At 69.3% G+C, this 15,623-nt stretch carries 11 protein-coding genes; 3 read left to right on the forward strand and 8 right to left on the reverse strand.

From position 1 onward, the window contains the following. The first annotated feature begins 49 nt into the window (after positions 1-49). On the forward strand, positions 50-1,213 hold the full coding sequence (locus tag OXU32_08260) for a site-specific integrase (protein ID MDE0073959.1): 1,164 nt from the start codon (positions 50-52) through the stop codon (positions 1,211-1,213). Positions 1,214-1,231: 18 nt separating this feature from the next. On the opposite strand, the gene OXU32_08265 is transcribed toward OXU32_08260, so the two are convergent. Next, positions 1,232-1,987 (reverse strand): DUF222 domain-containing protein, encoded by a 756-nt coding sequence (locus tag OXU32_08265; protein ID MDE0073960.1) that lies wholly within the window; start codon positions 1,985-1,987, stop codon positions 1,232-1,234. Positions 1,988-2,511: 524 nt separating this feature from the next. Between OXU32_08265 and OXU32_08270 the strand changes: the two genes are divergently transcribed. Continuing rightward, complete coding sequence (locus OXU32_08270) at positions 2,512-3,789, forward strand: cbb3-type cytochrome c oxidase subunit I (protein MDE0073961.1); 1,278 nt, start codon at positions 2,512-2,514, stop codon at positions 3,787-3,789. On the opposite strand, the gene OXU32_08275 is transcribed toward OXU32_08270, so the two are convergent. The 7 genes from OXU32_08275 to OXU32_08305 all read right to left on the reverse strand — a co-directional run bounded on the left by OXU32_08275 (position 3,786) and on the right by OXU32_08305 (position 13,450). Next, complete coding sequence (locus tag OXU32_08275; GenBank protein ID MDE0073962.1) at positions 3,786-3,983, reverse strand: AbrB family transcriptional regulator; 198 nt, start codon at positions 3,981-3,983, stop codon at positions 3,786-3,788. The two genes, OXU32_08270 and OXU32_08275, sit on opposite strands and share 4 nt — an antisense overlap. A 24-nt stretch (positions 3,984-4,007) precedes the next feature. Continuing rightward, complete coding sequence (locus tag OXU32_08280; GenBank protein MDE0073963.1) at positions 4,008-4,223, reverse strand: hypothetical protein; 216 nt, start codon at positions 4,221-4,223, stop codon at positions 4,008-4,010. A 160-nt stretch (positions 4,224-4,383) separates the two neighbouring features. Beyond that, on the reverse strand, positions 4,384-5,142 hold the full coding sequence (locus OXU32_08285) for an MBL fold metallo-hydrolase (GenBank protein ID MDE0073964.1): 759 nt from the start codon (positions 5,140-5,142) through the stop codon (positions 4,384-4,386). Continuing rightward, positions 5,136-8,579, reverse strand: a complete 3,444-nt coding sequence (locus OXU32_08290) for a UvrD-helicase domain-containing protein (protein MDE0073965.1) — start codon at positions 8,577-8,579, stop codon at positions 5,136-5,138. The genes OXU32_08285 and OXU32_08290 overlap by 7 nt, the downstream gene beginning before the upstream one ends. Then, the gene (locus OXU32_08295; protein MDE0073966.1) at positions 8,576-11,899 is read right to left on the reverse strand and encodes a PD-(D/E)XK nuclease family protein; all 3,324 of its coding nucleotides are present in this window, start codon (positions 11,897-11,899) and stop codon (positions 8,576-8,578) included. The genes OXU32_08290 and OXU32_08295 overlap by 4 nt, the downstream gene beginning before the upstream one ends. Positions 11,900-11,925: 26 nt before the next feature. Next, complete coding sequence (locus OXU32_08300) at positions 11,926-12,732, reverse strand: sterol desaturase family protein (GenBank protein ID MDE0073967.1); 807 nt, start codon at positions 12,730-12,732, stop codon at positions 11,926-11,928. A gap of 91 nt (positions 12,733-12,823) precedes the next feature. Beyond that, positions 12,824-13,450 carry a DNA-3-methyladenine glycosylase 2 family protein gene (locus OXU32_08305; GenBank protein MDE0073968.1) on the reverse strand — a complete coding sequence of 209 codons (627 nt, stop codon included), beginning with the start codon at positions 13,448-13,450 and terminating at the stop codon, positions 12,824-12,826. Between the two features lie 142 nt (positions 13,451-13,592). Between OXU32_08305 and OXU32_08310 the strand changes: the two genes are divergently transcribed. Beyond that, a complete protein-coding gene (locus tag OXU32_08310) occupies positions 13,593-15,542 on the forward strand; it encodes a von Willebrand factor type A domain-containing protein (protein MDE0073969.1) in 1,950 nt (649 codons plus the stop codon). The last annotated feature ends 81 nt before the right edge of the window (positions 15,543-15,623 follow it).

Raw genomic sequence — 15,623 nt, forward strand, 5'->3', positions numbered from 1 at the left:
GCGAGGTTTCGGACGCGCAGATCGTGCAGTCCATCGCGAGAGGAATCGAATGATGGCACGCACGAAACGTGACCGGCGCGCATACAGCGCCGGCGAATGGGGCCGGAACCGGGTGAGGGTCTTCCCTGACCCGAAGACCGGCTTCTTCCAGATAGAGTGGCGAGAGAACGGGCGCAGGCTCACCCGGTCCCTCAAGCACCGTGACTGGGCGCGGGCCAAGCGCCAGGCCGACGAGGCCGCCGCTGGCCTTGCGGGGCTGGGGCTGAATGGTCGGAAGGACGCCGAGCCCGAGCCGCTCACGCTGGGAGCGCTTTTTGAAATCTACGGTGAGGAGGTGACGCCCACCAAGGCGAAGCGGACGCGGGAGCACGACAGGGTCGCCACGCGGATGTTCCTCGACTTCTTTGGATCGCAGCGAAGGCCTGAGACACTCTCCCGGCGCGACTGGGACCGCTTCATCCGCGAACGGCGAGCGGGCAGGGTCGGCCCGAGCGGGAAGCCCGTGTCGAACCGGATGATCGAATGCGACCTGAGGTTTCTGATCGCGGTCCTCAACTGGGCTGCCAGATCCCGGGACGAGCGGGGCCGCCTGCTTCTTGAGTCGAACCCGCTGAGGGGCCTGAAGACGCCCGTCGAGAAGAACCCGCTCCGGGTCGTGCTTTCCGACGAGGAGTACCGGGCGCTTCTGGAGGTGTCCCGCGAGGTGGACTGGCGGTTCCACGTCGCGCTCGTGGTCGCGCACGAGACCGGACACAGGATCGGCGCGATCCGCAAGCTGAGGTGGTCAGACATCGACGTCGGGGGCAGAACCATCCGGTGGCGTGCGGAGCACGAGAAGACCGGGTACGAGCACACCACGCCGCTGACCGACGAGGCGATCGCCGTCATCGAGGAGGCGCGGGAGCGGAACTCCGCCAGAGGCAACGCTCCGGTGCTGCCCTCAACGCAGGATCCCTCGGTGTTCGTCACGCGCTGGATGCTCGGCTACAGATGGCAGCAGGCCGAGAGGCTCGCCGGTCTGGAGTTCAAGCGGGGCAGAGGCTGGCACTCGCTGCGCCGCAAGTTCGCGTCCGACCTCATGGACCTCCCCCTCAAGGTCCTGTGCCAGCTTGGCGGCTGGAAGAACGCGAGCACGGTTCTGCGCTGCTATCAGCAGGCCGACGAGGGACAACTCAGGGAGGCTTTGGAAAGCCGCCGGAGGGTTCAGGCCTGAGAATCCCTCTAGCGGGAGTCAAACAGCGGGAATCCGGTCGACCGAACTTCCAAGTTCAACTGTTACAACAAGATCCCAACCTGCCTGCACCCGCCGGAACAGCGCATCCGACGCCGCCTCCACCGCCCGCATCAGCATCGCCCCGACCTCCGGCTCGAGCCGGCCCTTCACCACGTACATCCCGTCGCCGTCCACGAAGACCGAAAAGGTGCGACCGCGGCGCCGGGCCTGCTCGGCCGTCAGCTCGGCATCGCGCGACAACTTCTTCCACATGCGCACCGTCCGCTCCAGCTTCGCCGCCGAGCCCGCGCGCGCGAACTCGAGCAGCTCCGCCTCGCGCTCGGGGGTCGCAACCCGGGTGAGCGCCCGCACCTTGGCGTACGAGATGGTGCCGTGTTTCAGAGCGTCCGCGGTTTGAGGCAGGCGCTCGAGCGCGCGGGCGGTCCGCACCCGTTCGCGGGCCGTCCCGATCTTCGTGCCGGTCCTCCAGGCCAGCCATTCGGCGCAGGAGGAGTAGCCGCCGTCCTTCCACCCGCCCCGCCGGTCGAACTCGGCGATGAGGGTCATCATGCGCGCCTCGGCGGAGTTGATGCGGGCCGCCAATTCGGCGATGCGCTCGCCCAGCTTGCGGAGTTCGTCGTCGTCTCCCGAGGGCTCGGGACCGGACGGCGCAGGGTTGGCGTCGAGCCGGACACCCGTCGGTTCCCGCACCATCGCGGGCCCCGGAAAAGACCTTCGGCGAGCGTCGCAGAAGGAGTTCGCCGATGCGATCATCGGTCCTCCCAACGTGAAATTGGACAGTGACTTACGTACAAATATAACGCTGCCGAAATCGGCCTTTCAGGATGCCCTGTAGTGGCCGAAGCGGGGTTGGGAGACCTTCGAAGGAGGAAGCCGCCTGCGAATGCCGTCAGCGAGTCCTGCAGCGCCTCTGGCGGGCCAAGGCGGATGGCGTCTCGGAGTTCGCCACATCGCGGAACCCAGATTCGTCAATGGCAAAACGGGACAGCTGAATGTGACTTCGGGCCTTCCTGGCTTCGGCCAGCGGGGAGTTGCGATATCCGGGCGTGTCAATGGCAGAACGAGACACGCGCATGTGATTTCGGGACGCGGCGCGGGCGGGCATCGCCGACCCTTGACGCCCAATTCGGGACACGGCGCGGGCCGGCCTCCGACCCCTGGCGAACAACACCGCCAATGGCGTGCGACCGCCCGTCAATGGCAGAACGGGACACGCGCATGTGAATTCGGGACGCGGCGCGCGGACGTCCCCGATCCATTGACCCGACGACGGCCCAATGGGCTATCCTCCGCTGATGGCCCATCCCCTGTTCTACATCGGGGCCGCGCTCGTGGTCGTGGGCTCGTGGGGCTGGTGCTGGGTGATGGCGCGCACCTGGATGATCTGGAAGAGGGAGAATCCGGGGGTGCGCACGCCGCTCCCCGTGCACGGCATGCTCGCGACGATCATCGTCTGGGTGCTGGCCACCATCGGCGTGGCGGCCGAAGTGCTGATCCTGCTGATTCCGTGGTCGCTGGGCATCGTCGACACCATCGACCCCCTGCTGGCGCGCATCCTCTTCTGGTGGTTCGGCCACCCGCTGGTCTACTTCTGGCTGCTGCCGGCCTACGTCATCTGGTACACCATCACGCCGAGGATCGCGGGCGGGAAGCTGTTCAGCGATCCGCTGGCCCGGCTGGCGTTCGTGCTGTTCATCCTGCTGTCCACGCCGGTGGGCTTCCACCATCAGCTCGTCGACCCCGGTGTGTCGGCCGGCTGGAAGCTCTTCCACACATTCAACACGCAGCTGATCCTCTTCCCCAGCTTCGTCACCGCCTTCACCGTCATCGCGTCGTTCGAGGTCGCGGGCCGCATGAAGGGCGCCAGGGGCCTGCTGAACTGGCTCGAGGAGCTGCCCTGGGGCGATCCGGCGTTTTCGAGCGTCGCGCTGGCCATGCTCATGTTCGCCGTCGGCGGATTCGGCGGGGCCATCAACGCGGCCTACGGCATGAACGCCATGGTGCACAACACCGCGTGGATCCAGGGGCACTTCCACCTGACGGTGGGGACCGCGGTCGCGCTGACGTTCATGGGGACATCGTACTACCTCCTGCCCCGGCTGACGGGCCGCGAGCTCGAGCTGTCGCTGCTGGCGCGCATCCAGCCCTATCTGTGGTTCGGCGGGATGCTGCTCTTCTCCATCGCCAACCATCTGACGGGGCTCGCCGGCATGCCGCGGCGCGTCTACGACGCCAGCTACGGAGGCAGCGAGATCGCGCAGCAGTGGGTTGCGGGCACGGGCATCTCGGCGGTGGGCGGCATCCTGCTGTTCATCAGCGCCGCCTGCTACGTAGCCGTGATGCTCGGCACGGGCTTGGCGGGAAGAAGAATCGACCCCGAGCCCATCGAGTTCGCCGAACCGCTCCAGGGCGAAAACGGCAAGGCCCCCATCCTCGACCGCTTCGGCCTGTGGTTCATCGTCGCCGCCATCCTCGTCGCCGCGGCCTACGCATGGCCCATCGCCGAGCACCTGTCGATGGAGCGCTTCGGCTCGCCGGGGTTCCAGCCGTTCTAGTCAATCCGCGGAGCCGGTTCCGCCCCGCTTCCTGAACTCCACAGCCGGTCCGATTCGCGCGGCACGGACGTGTCGATCCCGCGCAGAAACCCGCGCGACGCTTCGATGGGCTCGACGGGGATCAGTTCGATCCGCCCCTTGTAGCCGATGGCCTGAAGCTTCTGGCCCGGTTCGAGATCGAGATGCTCGCGCACGTCGTTGGGGAGAGCGCAAGACGGCTAGACGTCCGCTTCCCGTTTCCCCTGCAGGAATCCCCCGAACCAGCCTTCGAGTCGGGCCATTCCCTCTTCCAGCCGAGTCATGCGCTCGCCGAGTTTGCCCATTTCCTGCCGCATCGCGCGCAGGCCCGGTACGAGAGCGGCAGCCAGCGCGACGGCGGCCGTGATGATGGCGAGGATGATCGTGGCAACCCCGAGAATGGAATCAAGACTCATCGTCGGTGCTCACTTGATCGGGATGGGCAGGCGAGCCTCGTTGCGGCGTGGTGAGGCGCTTCAACATCAAACATAGAGTGCTCCCGAGGTGATTCAAATGGTGTTTTGCGCCGATTCCGTAGTGGATTTGCGCCGATTCGGTCTAACGGCGCCGCCCCCCTCAAACCTCGACCACCATCCCGTCTTCCGCAGCCTCGAAGCCCTCGATGGGCAGCGCGGCGAGCACGTCGTCGCCCATGTGCGTGAGGATGATGCGTTCGCAGTCGATGTCCGAGCGCTGGGCCCGCAGCGTCTCGATGTCCAGGTGGACAGGGGCGCGCGGCCGCAGGCTCCAGGCCTCGCAAATGAAGATATCGGCCCCGGCGGCAGCATCGATGAGGTTGTCATCCCACGCCGTGTCGCCCGAGAAGACGATGACTTTGCCCTCCACCTCGATGCGGAGTGCGTGCGGGTTGGTCGCGGGGACGTGGGTCATGGGATAGCCGGTCACGGTCAGCCCGCTGGGCCAGGCGAGTGGCAGGGTCGTGGGACGGAAGGATGCGTATTCGCGAACTACGAGGTTGAAGCGGTCCGGGCGAGGCGACGCGCTCGGGAAGAGGTGGCTGGCCAGCCGTGGCAGGCGTCCGGCGGTGCCCTCGGGGCCGAGGACTCCAAGGGGTCGCTTCACCCCGGCGGCCGCCCGCTGGAGCGCCAGCCAGGGGATGCCGGCGTAGTGGTCGCCGTGCATGTGGGTGACGAGCACGGTGTCGATGGCGTTCGGATCCACGCCGAACTTTCTGAGCCCCACCAGCGCCGAAGCGCCGCAGTCGACCAGAAAGCGATCGGTGTCGGACTCGACGCAGAGGCAGGTCTGCAGCCGTCCGCCGCTGCCGAAGGCGTCGCCGCAGCCGATGAAGCGGATGCGAATGGGAGCTACCACCGTTCCTCCTCCTCCATGGTCGTGAACAGGAGTGCCTTCTCCTTGACCGGTTCGCCTGTGACCCTCTCCCAGCACTCCGCGTACAGGTCCACCTGGCGGCGATAGGCGCGGCGGCGGCGGGGGAAGTCGGGATCGTCGCCCACGTCGGTCTTGTAGTCCACGATCACCCAGCCGTCGGCCTCGCGGAAGGCCAGGTCGATCACGCCTTCCACGAGTCGGGGGATGCCGCCGTTCTCCGCCGGTCGCTCCACCGCGAAGGGCACTTCGGGCTGGCGCATGTCGGTGCGCTCGGCACGGCGCCAGAGTTCGGATGCGCGCACGCGCCCCACCAGCGACATGAGTTCATCCAACTCGGCGGGCGCGCCGCGTTCGTCCAGCGGACGCTCGTGCTCCACCAGAAGCGCCCGTGCCACGAACTCGAGCGCCTCGCCTTCGACTCCCTGGGCTGCGGCCGCCAGGGTGCCGTGCACGGCGCTGCCCCACGCGTAGCCGCGGAGGGTCGTGCGATCCGGGGCGGGCGGAGTTGCCGGGTCGTCCGGAGTGCCCGGGCCATCCGTCCGCCCCGGCTGCGCGGCGGCGTCCTCGCCACGAGCCTCGGCTGTGTCCGGCACCGCGGCTTCGCCCACTTCCCCTTCGCCGCCCTTCGCCAGCTCGGTGATCGACGCGAACTCGTAAGACGGCCGGGCCCCCTCGGCCATTCCGGTCTCGGCCGCCTCCGTCTCGGCCAGCAGGTCCTCGGCGCTTCGGGCCATGCGCTCCCGCGACTGCGGCACGTCCGCCGCCAGTTGCAGCACCTTGGCGTGCCGGTCCAGCCATCCGTCGAAGATGCCCCAGCAGGACTTCCCGTGCTTGCGCGCGACGACCAGTTCTTCGCGCGCGCGTGTGCACGCCACGTAAAGGATGCGCTGTTCCTCGGCCTCCAGGAACCGCACCTCCTCCTGCGCGAGCGCGGCCCATTCGAGCGGCTGCGCGAGCGTCCATGAACTGAAGGGGCCCGCGGGCGCGGTGACGGCCGCGAACGCTTCCGCCCCGCCTCTCGCGCCGCGGCGGGTGTGGGCATGCAGACGGCGCGTGTGGGAGACCGTCTGCGCGGGGTTGGCGAGCACGACGACGGTGGCCTGGAGGCCCTTGGCCTTGTGCAGGTTCATGACCCGCACGGCATCGCCGTGGCCAGGATCGAAGGGCGCTTCCGCGTCCTCCCACTCCAGCGCCGCCTGCAGCGCCTCGACGGCCCCGGCGAGCGACGCGTTGCCCCGCAGGGCCTCCGCCCGCACCGAATCCAGCGCGTAGGCCATGATCCCGGCCCGCAGCGTGCCGAGGGTGCTGCTCGCGACGAAGGGCATCAGCCCCAGCCGGTCCACCAGGCGACCGATGACGATGTCGGCGGGCTCCCGGCGGCTCTCCTTCCACCATTCGTGCAGCGTCGCGATCGCCTCCACCACCTCCGTCGCGGACGCGTCTCGAGGAGAAATGTCCTCGTCCCGGGGAGAAACATCCCCATCCCGATCCCGGGACCTGGAGGTGAAGTCGAATCTGCCTCCGGCCAGGGCATGTTGCGCGAGCTGCTCGTGGTCGAGGCCGAAGAAGAGCCCGGTGAGCACCGCCACGACGTTCACGGGGTTTCCCGGGTCGATGAGGGTCTCGAGCAGGAGGACGAGCTCGCGCAACTCCTCCTCCGGTCCCGCTTGCGCCCCTGAGACCTCGATGGTCACGTTGCGTTCCTCGAGCGCGCGGGCGTACGCGTCCAGGTGGGCCTTCTTCCGGGTCAGCACCAGGAAGTCGCCCGCCGTGCGTTCGCCGCTGTCGAGCCGCGCCCGGATCCAGCTCGCAAGCATCGCCGCTTCGAGCCGTGCCGCGTCCGCATTGCGCCGTGCCTTGGGCACGTGGTAGTGGAACACCCCCTCCGGCCCGTTGGGCGCTCTCGGGTAGGGCACCATGGGCGCGAAGCACGCCTGGCGGTCGGTTTCCTCCCGGGGGAAGCGGGCGGGATCGTCGAAGATGTCGTTGACCAGGTCGGCAACGGTCTGGCGCGAGCGGAAGTTGGTGATGAGCCGGAGGACCGCGCCGAACTCCCTGAAGCGCGTGCGCACCTGGTTGTAGACGGCGATGTCGGCGCGCCTGAAGCGATAGATGCTCTGCTTCGGATCCCCGACGACGAAGAGCGCGCCGGGGCGCGGAACCACGGTGTGCCAGTCCGCCGGCCGGCGTCCGGCATCCCCCGCCTGCGGCTCGGGCTCGGATGCGAGCAGGAAAAGCAGCTCCGCCTGTATGGGATCGGTGTCCTGGAACTCGTCGATGAGGACGTACCGGTAGCGTTCCCCCAGATCCCGGCGCACCTCGGGATGCTCGCGAAGCAGCTGCGCCGTCAGCATCAGGAGGTCGTGGAAGCTGAGCAGCCCGATGCGCAGACGCTCCTCTGCGAACTCGAGGGCCGCCCGCCGCACCAGCCTGATCGCCATCGAATAGCGATGCGCCAGCCAGCGGTCGAGATGCTTGCGGATCGGGCCGTCTTCGCTTCCCAGGACAGCGAGTTCGTCCCTCAGCCGCTTGACCTCGGCCGAGCCTTCCGGGGTCGGCTGTGGCCAGCGGTTGAGCGTGAAGCCCTTTCCCGAGGACATCTTCTCGGCGGCATCGAAGAGCGCCGCGAGGTCGTCCCATCCGCGGAAACGGCGCGTGTAGCGGAGAGAGCGCACCATCTGCTGGGTCGCATCCCATCCGCGTTCAGGCTCATCATCCGGAATCAGGGCGAGGGCCCGGTCGAGCAGCTTCTCCAGCACGCGGCGCACTCCGCGCGCCTCCTCGGGTCCCGGCGCGGCAACAGGGTCGGCGGGATACTCGAGATCGAGGTTCTCGACCATCTGGTCGAAGGCCTTGCGCAACTGGTCCACCCGGAGCCCCACACGCGCCAGTTCCTCGACCAGGGGATCCGAGTCGGAGATGATGCGCTCGACGAAGCTCGTCCAGAAGCGTTCCTGCAGGAGCTGGGTCTCGGCCTCCTGCGCTTCCTGGAACTCCGGGTCGAGGCCGGCTTCGATGGGGCGCTCGCGCAGCAGACGCGCGCAGAAGGCGTGGATGGTGCCCAGAAACGCGCGGTCGATGCCGTCGATTGCGTCGCGGAGCCGGGCCGCCCGCTCGCCTTCGGCCGGATCGGGGCGGGCCTCGCGGTAGCGACGCTCAAGCGCCACCTGGAATCGTTCCCGCAGCTCCGCTGCCGCCTTGCGCGTGAAGGTGACGGCCGCGATCCGGGCCACTTCCGCTTCACCGCTCTCGACCAGCGCCACCATCCGGTCGACGAGGAGCGTGGTCTTGCCGGAGCCGGCGCCGGCTTCGACCAGGAAGCTGGTGCGGAGTTCGGCGCGAACGCGCTGGCGCTGGTCTTCGTCGACCGGCGCAGGTCGCTGGTCCAGGTCCGCGCGGGAGGCTTCCGGCGCGTTCACGATGACGCGTTTCCGGGCTTGGCCCGGGCTTCGAGCGCGTGCAGGAACCCGGCCCCCTCGTGGTCCCAGTTGCGGATCGCGCGCAGTCCGGCGAGTTCGGGGGCGTCGCCGATGCGCTCCTTCACCCACTCCGCCAGCGGGGAGTTAGCGCCGAAGTCGGTTTCGCGCACACGGCAGATCGCCTGGTAGTTGCAGAACCGGCAGTCGCCGGCGTCGTCGGTGGGGAGGAAATGGCCGCCTGCGACCAGGTCGAGGAGGCGGGCGACGAGTTCGGGCCCGGCGATCAGGTCGTCGGCGGAGTAGGCGCGGGTCTGGTTCTCGCCCTTGCGCGTGGGGAAGTGGTATTCCATGGCCAGGGTCCGTGCGTCGTGCAACCGGCTCGCGACCGCCGAGTAGATGACATGCTGCAGCCGCCTCCCGCCGTCCCAGATGCCCCTCTTGCTGGCGAAGCTGAAGGTGCCGCCGGTCTTGTAGTCCACCACCCGCAGCCCGCGCGCCAGCCTGTCGATGCGGTCGATGGCGCCGCGCACCAGCACGTCGCCGGAGGGCGTCGGGAAGGGAAGCGGGTCCTCGCCCCTGAGCCCGAAGGCGCGCTCGGTGGCGATCCAGGCGGGCGGACTCTGCCGGATCATGTCGATGAACGATTCCGCGTCGCCCGCCAGTGCCTCCAGTTCGCGCGCGCGCACGGCATCGCTTGGAGCCGGCACCTCGCGTACCGCGAGGCCAACCTCCTGGTCCAGGATCGCCGCGACCAGGCTCTCGAACGCCGGTTCGTGGTAGCCGATGTCCTCGTTGCGGGCCTCGGTCAGCGCCCGCTCATACACGCGGTGCAGGATGCTCCCGCGCCCCAGGGCGTCGAGCCAGCCCTCGGGGTCGTAGGCGGGATCGTCCGGAGGCCAGACGCGCGCCACGTAGCCGTAGAAGTAGCGCTTCGCGCAGGCTCCCAGCGCGGCCAGCGCGCTGGCGGATACCGCGAGTTCGGGATTCCTGCGCGGGTCGAGTTCCGGGCGCGGGGTGGTCTGGCCGTGGAAGGCGGTGACCACGTCGCCGGCCAGCGCGTCGCGCGCCCGCAATCCGGCCCCGAGGAGAGGGAAAGCCTCCCGAACCATCGCCTCGCCGTCCAGAAGGCGGCCATTCCTTTCGAGCGATCCCAGCCAGACATCGGTGGCGTCGAGGCGCACCGGGCGCCGGGGGACGAGACCGGCGCGCTCGCGCACGTGCGCTTCCAGGTCCTCGAACGTGGCCGCGGGATCGTCCCGCATGAGCCGGAGGGCCTGCAGGAGTTCCGCGGACGGCGACACCGCGCGCGCCTCCGCCGGATCCCAGGCGGCGTAGCTCAGGCAGACGGAACCACGCAGGCGGGCGAGAAGCGCCGCCAGCCGGAAGCGCCGCTCGCGGACGCGGTCGGTGGAGAGCGGCAGGTCGGAGGCGGCCAGTTGCATGCGGTCGCGGTCGAGCAGGTAGGGGTCCTGGGTGGCCGAGCCGCCCAGGCGGTGGGCGTCGAGGCCGACCACGAAGGTGGCGCGCCGGCCCGTCCGGCCACCGTTGCCGATGTCGGTCAGGTAGAGCGCCCCACCCGCCGAACTCCACGGCGCGCTCCCCTCCGCGCGCGGGGCGGGCACGGGGAACGCGATGTGGCGGCGCACGATGGCGGCGGCGGCGCGGTAGTCGGTCTGGCGGACGAGGGCCGTCTCGATGCGCTCGAGGGTGTGGGTCATGCGCTCGAGCGCGGTGTCGTCAACGGAGGTCCCCGGGGATGTGCGGGCCAGGAAACGGCGGAGTCCGCGGGCCACCTGCGACGGCGACACCGGGGCGCCTCCCGCCCCGGAGTCCATGGAGACCGGGGGCGTGGCGGCGAGCGCGGGAGCCAGCAGGCCGCGCAATCCCCGGAGCTCGCGGCGGGTGCGCTGCTTGCGGCGTTCCAGCTGCTCGTCCGATTCGTACTTTCCGGCCCGGTAGCCGTCGACCTCCGCCAGGGCCCGCTCGATGGCCGGGAGGTAGCGGTCGCGTCCCCACCCGATGCGCAGCGAACGCAGCCGGCGGGCGAGCGTGGCTCCGCGAATCCATTCGTTGGGCCGGGGCGCGGTGAGGTCGCTCGCGTAGAGCAGGGTGCGCACCACCCCGGCATCGAAGCCGCCCTCGATCCAGCGGAAGTACGCCGCCGCGACCCGGCCCGGGCGGGTCCGCTCCACCGGCAGTCCCGCGGCGAAGGTCACCGGGACGCCCATCCGCTCCGCGAGCGCGTGCAGCGCGGAGCCGTACACGCCCGGATCCGTGGCCACGATCTCGAGCTCGTCCCACCCCAGGCCCCGCTCGCGCGCCCGCCGCATCACCTCGCGCAGCTCGGCCTCGACGCTGTTGGCCACGAAGATGTCCAGGGTGGCGCCCGGGTCTGGCGAGTCGGGGGGCGCGTCCCCTTCGATGGTGGCCGGGGCTCCCTCCACGTCGTGCAGGTGAGACAGGTGACCGGCTCCCTCCCGGGCCGCGCGCCACACCATGGAACCGGGGACCGCCAGCCCCTGCACCGGATCCGCCTCCAGCACCTCCGCGCCCCGCCGCTGGAGCCTGGACAGGAAGCGGCCGGCCAGCCCGCGGCGTTCGATTCCGGGCACCAGGTAGACACGCTCGCCCGCGAGCGCGCCCGCCCGGTCGGCTTCAGCGCCAGTCCGGTCGGCCTCCTCGCCCGACCGCAGCACCCATGCCGCCGCCCGGTAGACGCCTGCCGTATCCGTGAGGTTGCGCTGCCGCAACCGCCCCTCGTACGCGGCCAGGACGCGGGACAGGATGCGCGCCTTGGCGGGATCGGCCAGCGGCGCGCCGGCGAGCTTCCGAGCCCGCACTCCGGCCAGTCGCAGGGTCGTCACCGCGCGCGCGAGCGCCCGCCGCATCCCCGCCCCCCGGGCCAGTCGGGCGTGTGCGTCCTCCTCGCCTCCGAGCAGCACTTCGTCGATGGCTTCGTCGAGCAGCCCCTCCTCGTCGAATGCGTCCGTGAGCCGGATTGCGCGCGCGGCCAGTGCGGGGCCGGCCACGGTGATCGCGAGCATGCGGGTGGTGGTGGCCTCGAACCCCACCCACGAGCCGGCGCGGAGGGCGAGCTGGCGCAGGAGTTCGCGGCCCTCACCGCCGGTCCGACACACGATCACCTTGCGGTCAAGGGGGTGTCGGGCGGAGATGCGGGCGAGCGAGCGCACCAGGGTGGCGGCGCCGTCGAGGCCGGGGCGGCCGCCGGGGGAGAGATCGGCCTCGTCGCGGATCGGCGCCCGCGCCAGTTCCCCTTCCAGATCGAACGAGAACTGTCCTTCCTTCCCGGCTGTGGTCATCGGCGGGCGCTACCGTCCGTCGGGCATCAGCGACGCCACTTCACGAACGGATACACCAGCCGCGCCGCCAGCGAGCGCGGATACGTCTCCTCCATTCCCTCGAAGCCGAGCCGCTCGGGCTGCTCCTGGTCGGCCGGCCAGTAGGCGGTGCGGAAGATCCAGTCCCAAACGCTCAGCACGATGCCGAAGTTCTGACCGCCCCTTCCGTGCTGCACCACGTCGTGATGCCACACGTGCATCTTCGCCGAGTTGAACAGGTACCGGAGCGGCCCCCAGTCGATGCGCAGGTTGGAGTGGTTGAGGTCCTGCATCAGCGTGCTCACGATGGCCATCAGCAGGATCACGGTCCCATCCACGCCCAGCACCACCAGCGGCAGGTACGAGAGCGTCTTGTAGACCACCACCTCGCCCCAGTGGAAGCGGAAGTTCCCGATCCAGTCCAGCTCCTCGATGCTGTGATGCAGCTTGTGGAACTCCCACAGCCACGGCGTCAGGTGCAGCAGCCGGTGGATATTCCACTCCACGAAATCCTTCACCACGAAGAACACCACGAACTGGAGCCAGAGCGGCTGCGACGTCACCAGCGCCAGCGACTCGGGCACCGGCAGGCCCATCTCGAACAGCATTCCGTTGAAGGCCTGCACCAGCCGGCCCGTCACCATCGCCAGCAGCACCCCGAGGTAGTGCCCGTTGAACACGAGCCAGAACAGGTCCTGCCAGATGCCCCGCCGCAGCGCGCGCTGTTCCCTGCGCCAGGGCCAGAGCCGCTCGAGCAGGAAGCAGAACAGCGAGACGGCGATCAGCCAGAAGTAGTACTGAAGGTAGACGGGCATGGGGTTCCGTCCTCAGGGAATGATGGGGATGTACGACACATATTCCGGCAAGACCCGGCGGCACGGCAACAGGCTCGCGCCCATCACTCGGTCAGGGCGCCGGCGTGTCGGTCAGGCGCCAGAGCACCCAGCTCGCCACCGACCGGAGCGGTTTCCACACCTCCGAGCGCTCCAGAACGGCCTTCGGTGCGGGCCGTTCGTCGAGCTCGTCCAGCCGGCGCAGGCCCTCCCGCACCCCGAGGTCGGTCGCCGGCATCACGTCCAGCCGTCCCAGCTTGAAGAGGAGGAACATCTGCGCGGTCCAGACGCCGATGCCGCGCACCTCGGTCAGCCGCTCGACGATGTCGTCGTCCGAAAGCCGCCAGACGCCGCGCAGGCGGAGCGACCGGGACTCCACCCGGCGCGCCAGATCGGTGAGCGCGAGCATCTTGTTGCGCGACAGCCCCGCGCCCCTGAGCTCCTCTTCCGGCAGGGCCAGCAACTCCCCGGGAGTGGGAAAGTTGGGTCCGGGCGTGAGGGCGTGCACGCGTCCGTAGATGGTCTTCGCGGCGGCTCCCGCGAGCTGCTGGTAGATGATCGACCGGCACAGGTAGTGAAAGCCGGAGAAGCGGCGGGCGGTCCTGGAGAAGTCCGGAAACTCGGGCATCCGGGCCATCGCGGCCCCCAGGCGAGGATCGGCCTCGGCAAGGCGGGCCAACTGCTCTGAAGTGGGTTGCATGGGTGGCGGTCGGGGAAGAGGTAGCGGCCTGGCGTGCTCCAAGGTAACGCCGCCGCGGCGGGATGCCCGGCGGGGGACCACTATCGGCCCGTCCAGAGTAGGAAACGAACCCGCAGCCAGCCGTTCCGGACTCGGAGATGCCATGCCCGTTCCAGCTCTCGCCTGGGTTCTCGCCCCAAGCCTTTGGTTCTTCGCGCCGGCAGAGACCGAACTCGCCCCCCTGAGTTTCGCGCGCGCGACCGTGTCGGGCCGGATCACCGATGCCGGCACCGGCGAGTCCCTGACCGGCGCCCGCGTGTTCATCTCGGGCCAGACGACCTCCGTCCTCTCCGGCGACGGGGGCGAGTACAGCTTCATCCTTCCGGGCGATGGCTGGGACGGACGCGAGGTGGAGGTGCGCGCCGAGATGCCGGGGTATCAGAGCCTGGAGCGCACCGTTCGCATCTCGGGCCCGGCCACCCGCGTCGATCTGGCGATGACTCCGGGCGCCGACATGACGTTCGTGCATGAAATGCGGATCGCACCGTCCGGACAACCTGCTCCACCGCCGCCCTCGGGCCAGCCGGCGGTACGGGAAGCGGTTGGCGTCGACGCCGCGAGACGGGTCTCCGGCGCGGGATTCGCACCCGTCGCGGCGGACGCGGGTCCCGTCCGGCCTCCCCGGCCGCCCTTCAACACCGAATCCTACACCCACATCGAGGAAGCGGACTTCCTGGGCGTTGAAGACAATCCCCTGTCCACCTTCGCGATCGATGTCGACCGGGCGTCGTACGCCAACATGCGGCGCTTCATCGAGAGGGGAATGCGTCCCCCCATCGACGCCATCCGCATCGAAGAACTGGTCAACTACTTCACCTACGACTACCCGTCGCCCAGGGGCGCCCACCCCTTCTCGCTCACCACCGAAGTCGGCACGGCGCCGTGGCAGCCGGCGCACAGGCTGCTGCGCATTGGAATCCAGGGCCGGGACATCGCCAGTGAAGATCTGCCTGCGAGCAACCTCGTCTTCCTGATCGACGTGTCCGGGTCGATGCAGCCGCCCGCGAAGCTCCCCCTGCTCAAGTCGTCCCTGCGCCTGCTGGTCGCGCAGATGAGGCCCGGCGACCGGGTCGCGATCGTGGTGTACGCCGGCCAGGCCGGGCTCGCCCTGCCTCCCACCTCCGGGGAGAACAGGAGCGAGATTCTGTTCGCGATCGACAGGCTGGAGGCGGGCGGCTCCACTGCCGGTGGCGCCGGACTGCGGCTCGCCTACGAGGTGGCGCGCGAGAACTTCAACGGGGAAGGGAACAACCGGGTGATCCTCGCCAGCGACGGCGACTTCAACGTGGGACCGTCCAGCGACGCGGAGATGATTCGCCTCATCGAAAAGGAGCGCGAATCAGGCGTCTTCCTCTCCGTGCTGGGCTTCGGCACCGGAAACCTGCAGGACTCGAAGATGGAGCAGCTGGCCAACCACGGGAACGGCAGCTACGCCTACATCGACGGCGAGCGCGAGGCGGCCAAGGTCCTGGTGAGCGAGTTCGCCGGCACCCTCTTCACCATCGCGAAGGACGTGAAGGTGCAGGTCGAGTTCAATCCCCGCGAGGTGCAGGCGTACCGGCTCATCGGCTACGAGAACCGTGCGTTGCGCGCGGAGGATTTTGCGGATGATCGCAAGGATGCCGGGGAACTCGGGGCGGGTCATACCGTCACCGCACTCTACGAGATCGTACCGTCCGGCATCGACGGCCCTGATGTGGCGGATACGCCCCCGCTGCGCTATCGCGGCCGCGCGGACATCACCGGGCGGGCGGCATCTGGCGAACTCGGATTCGTCCAGCTTCGCTACAAGCGGCCCGACGATTCGAGGAGCGTTCTCGTGCAGCAGGCGTTCCTCGACAGGGGCGGCGACGGCTCCGGCGACATGCGCTTCGCCGCGTCGGTGGCTGCCTTCGGCATGCTGCTGCGAACGTCGGAGCATGTCGGAGACCTTGCGCTCGGCGACGTTCTCGAGCTGGCGCGGCGAGCCCTCGGCAACGACGAGGAAGGCTACAGGCGCGAGTTCGTCCGGCTGGTGCGCGAAACCCGCGCGCAAGGGTTGCTGGAGCGCTGATCGCCAGGGTCCGCCGCCCGACACCCTGCGCGCCGCCGGGAAAACGAACATCCCGTCTCCTGCGTAGTATCAAGTCTGTTT

This window comes from Gammaproteobacteria bacterium, assembly GCA_028819075.1.
In the GTDB taxonomy this organism is placed as follows: Bacteria; Gemmatimonadota; Gemmatimonadetes; order Longimicrobiales; family Gaopeijiaceae; genus BD2-11.

Coding starts and splice junctions, on each gene's coding strand:
- OXU32_08280 (MDE0073963.1), bottom strand. CDS start 4,223: ATGAGTCTTGATTCCATTCTCGGGGTTGCCACGATCATCCTCGCCATC.
- OXU32_08260 (MDE0073959.1), top strand. CDS start 50: ATGATGGCACGCACGAAACGTGACCGGCGCGCATACAGCGCCGGCGAA.
- OXU32_08305 (MDE0073968.1), bottom strand. CDS start 13,450: ATGCAACCCACTTCAGAGCAGTTGGCCCGCCTTGCCGAGGCCGATCCT.
- OXU32_08295 (MDE0073966.1), bottom strand. CDS start 11,899: ATGACCACAGCCGGGAAGGAAGGACAGTTCTCGTTCGATCTGGAAGGG.
- OXU32_08310 (MDE0073969.1), top strand. CDS start 13,593: ATGCCCGTTCCAGCTCTCGCCTGGGTTCTCGCCCCAAGCCTTTGGTTC.
- OXU32_08300 (MDE0073967.1), bottom strand. CDS start 12,732: ATGCCCGTCTACCTTCAGTACTACTTCTGGCTGATCGCCGTCTCGCTG.
- OXU32_08270 (MDE0073961.1), top strand. CDS start 2,512: ATGGGCTATCCTCCGCTGATGGCCCATCCCCTGTTCTACATCGGGGCC.
- OXU32_08265 (MDE0073960.1), bottom strand. CDS start 1,987: ATGATCGCATCGGCGAACTCCTTCTGCGACGCTCGCCGAAGGTCTTTT.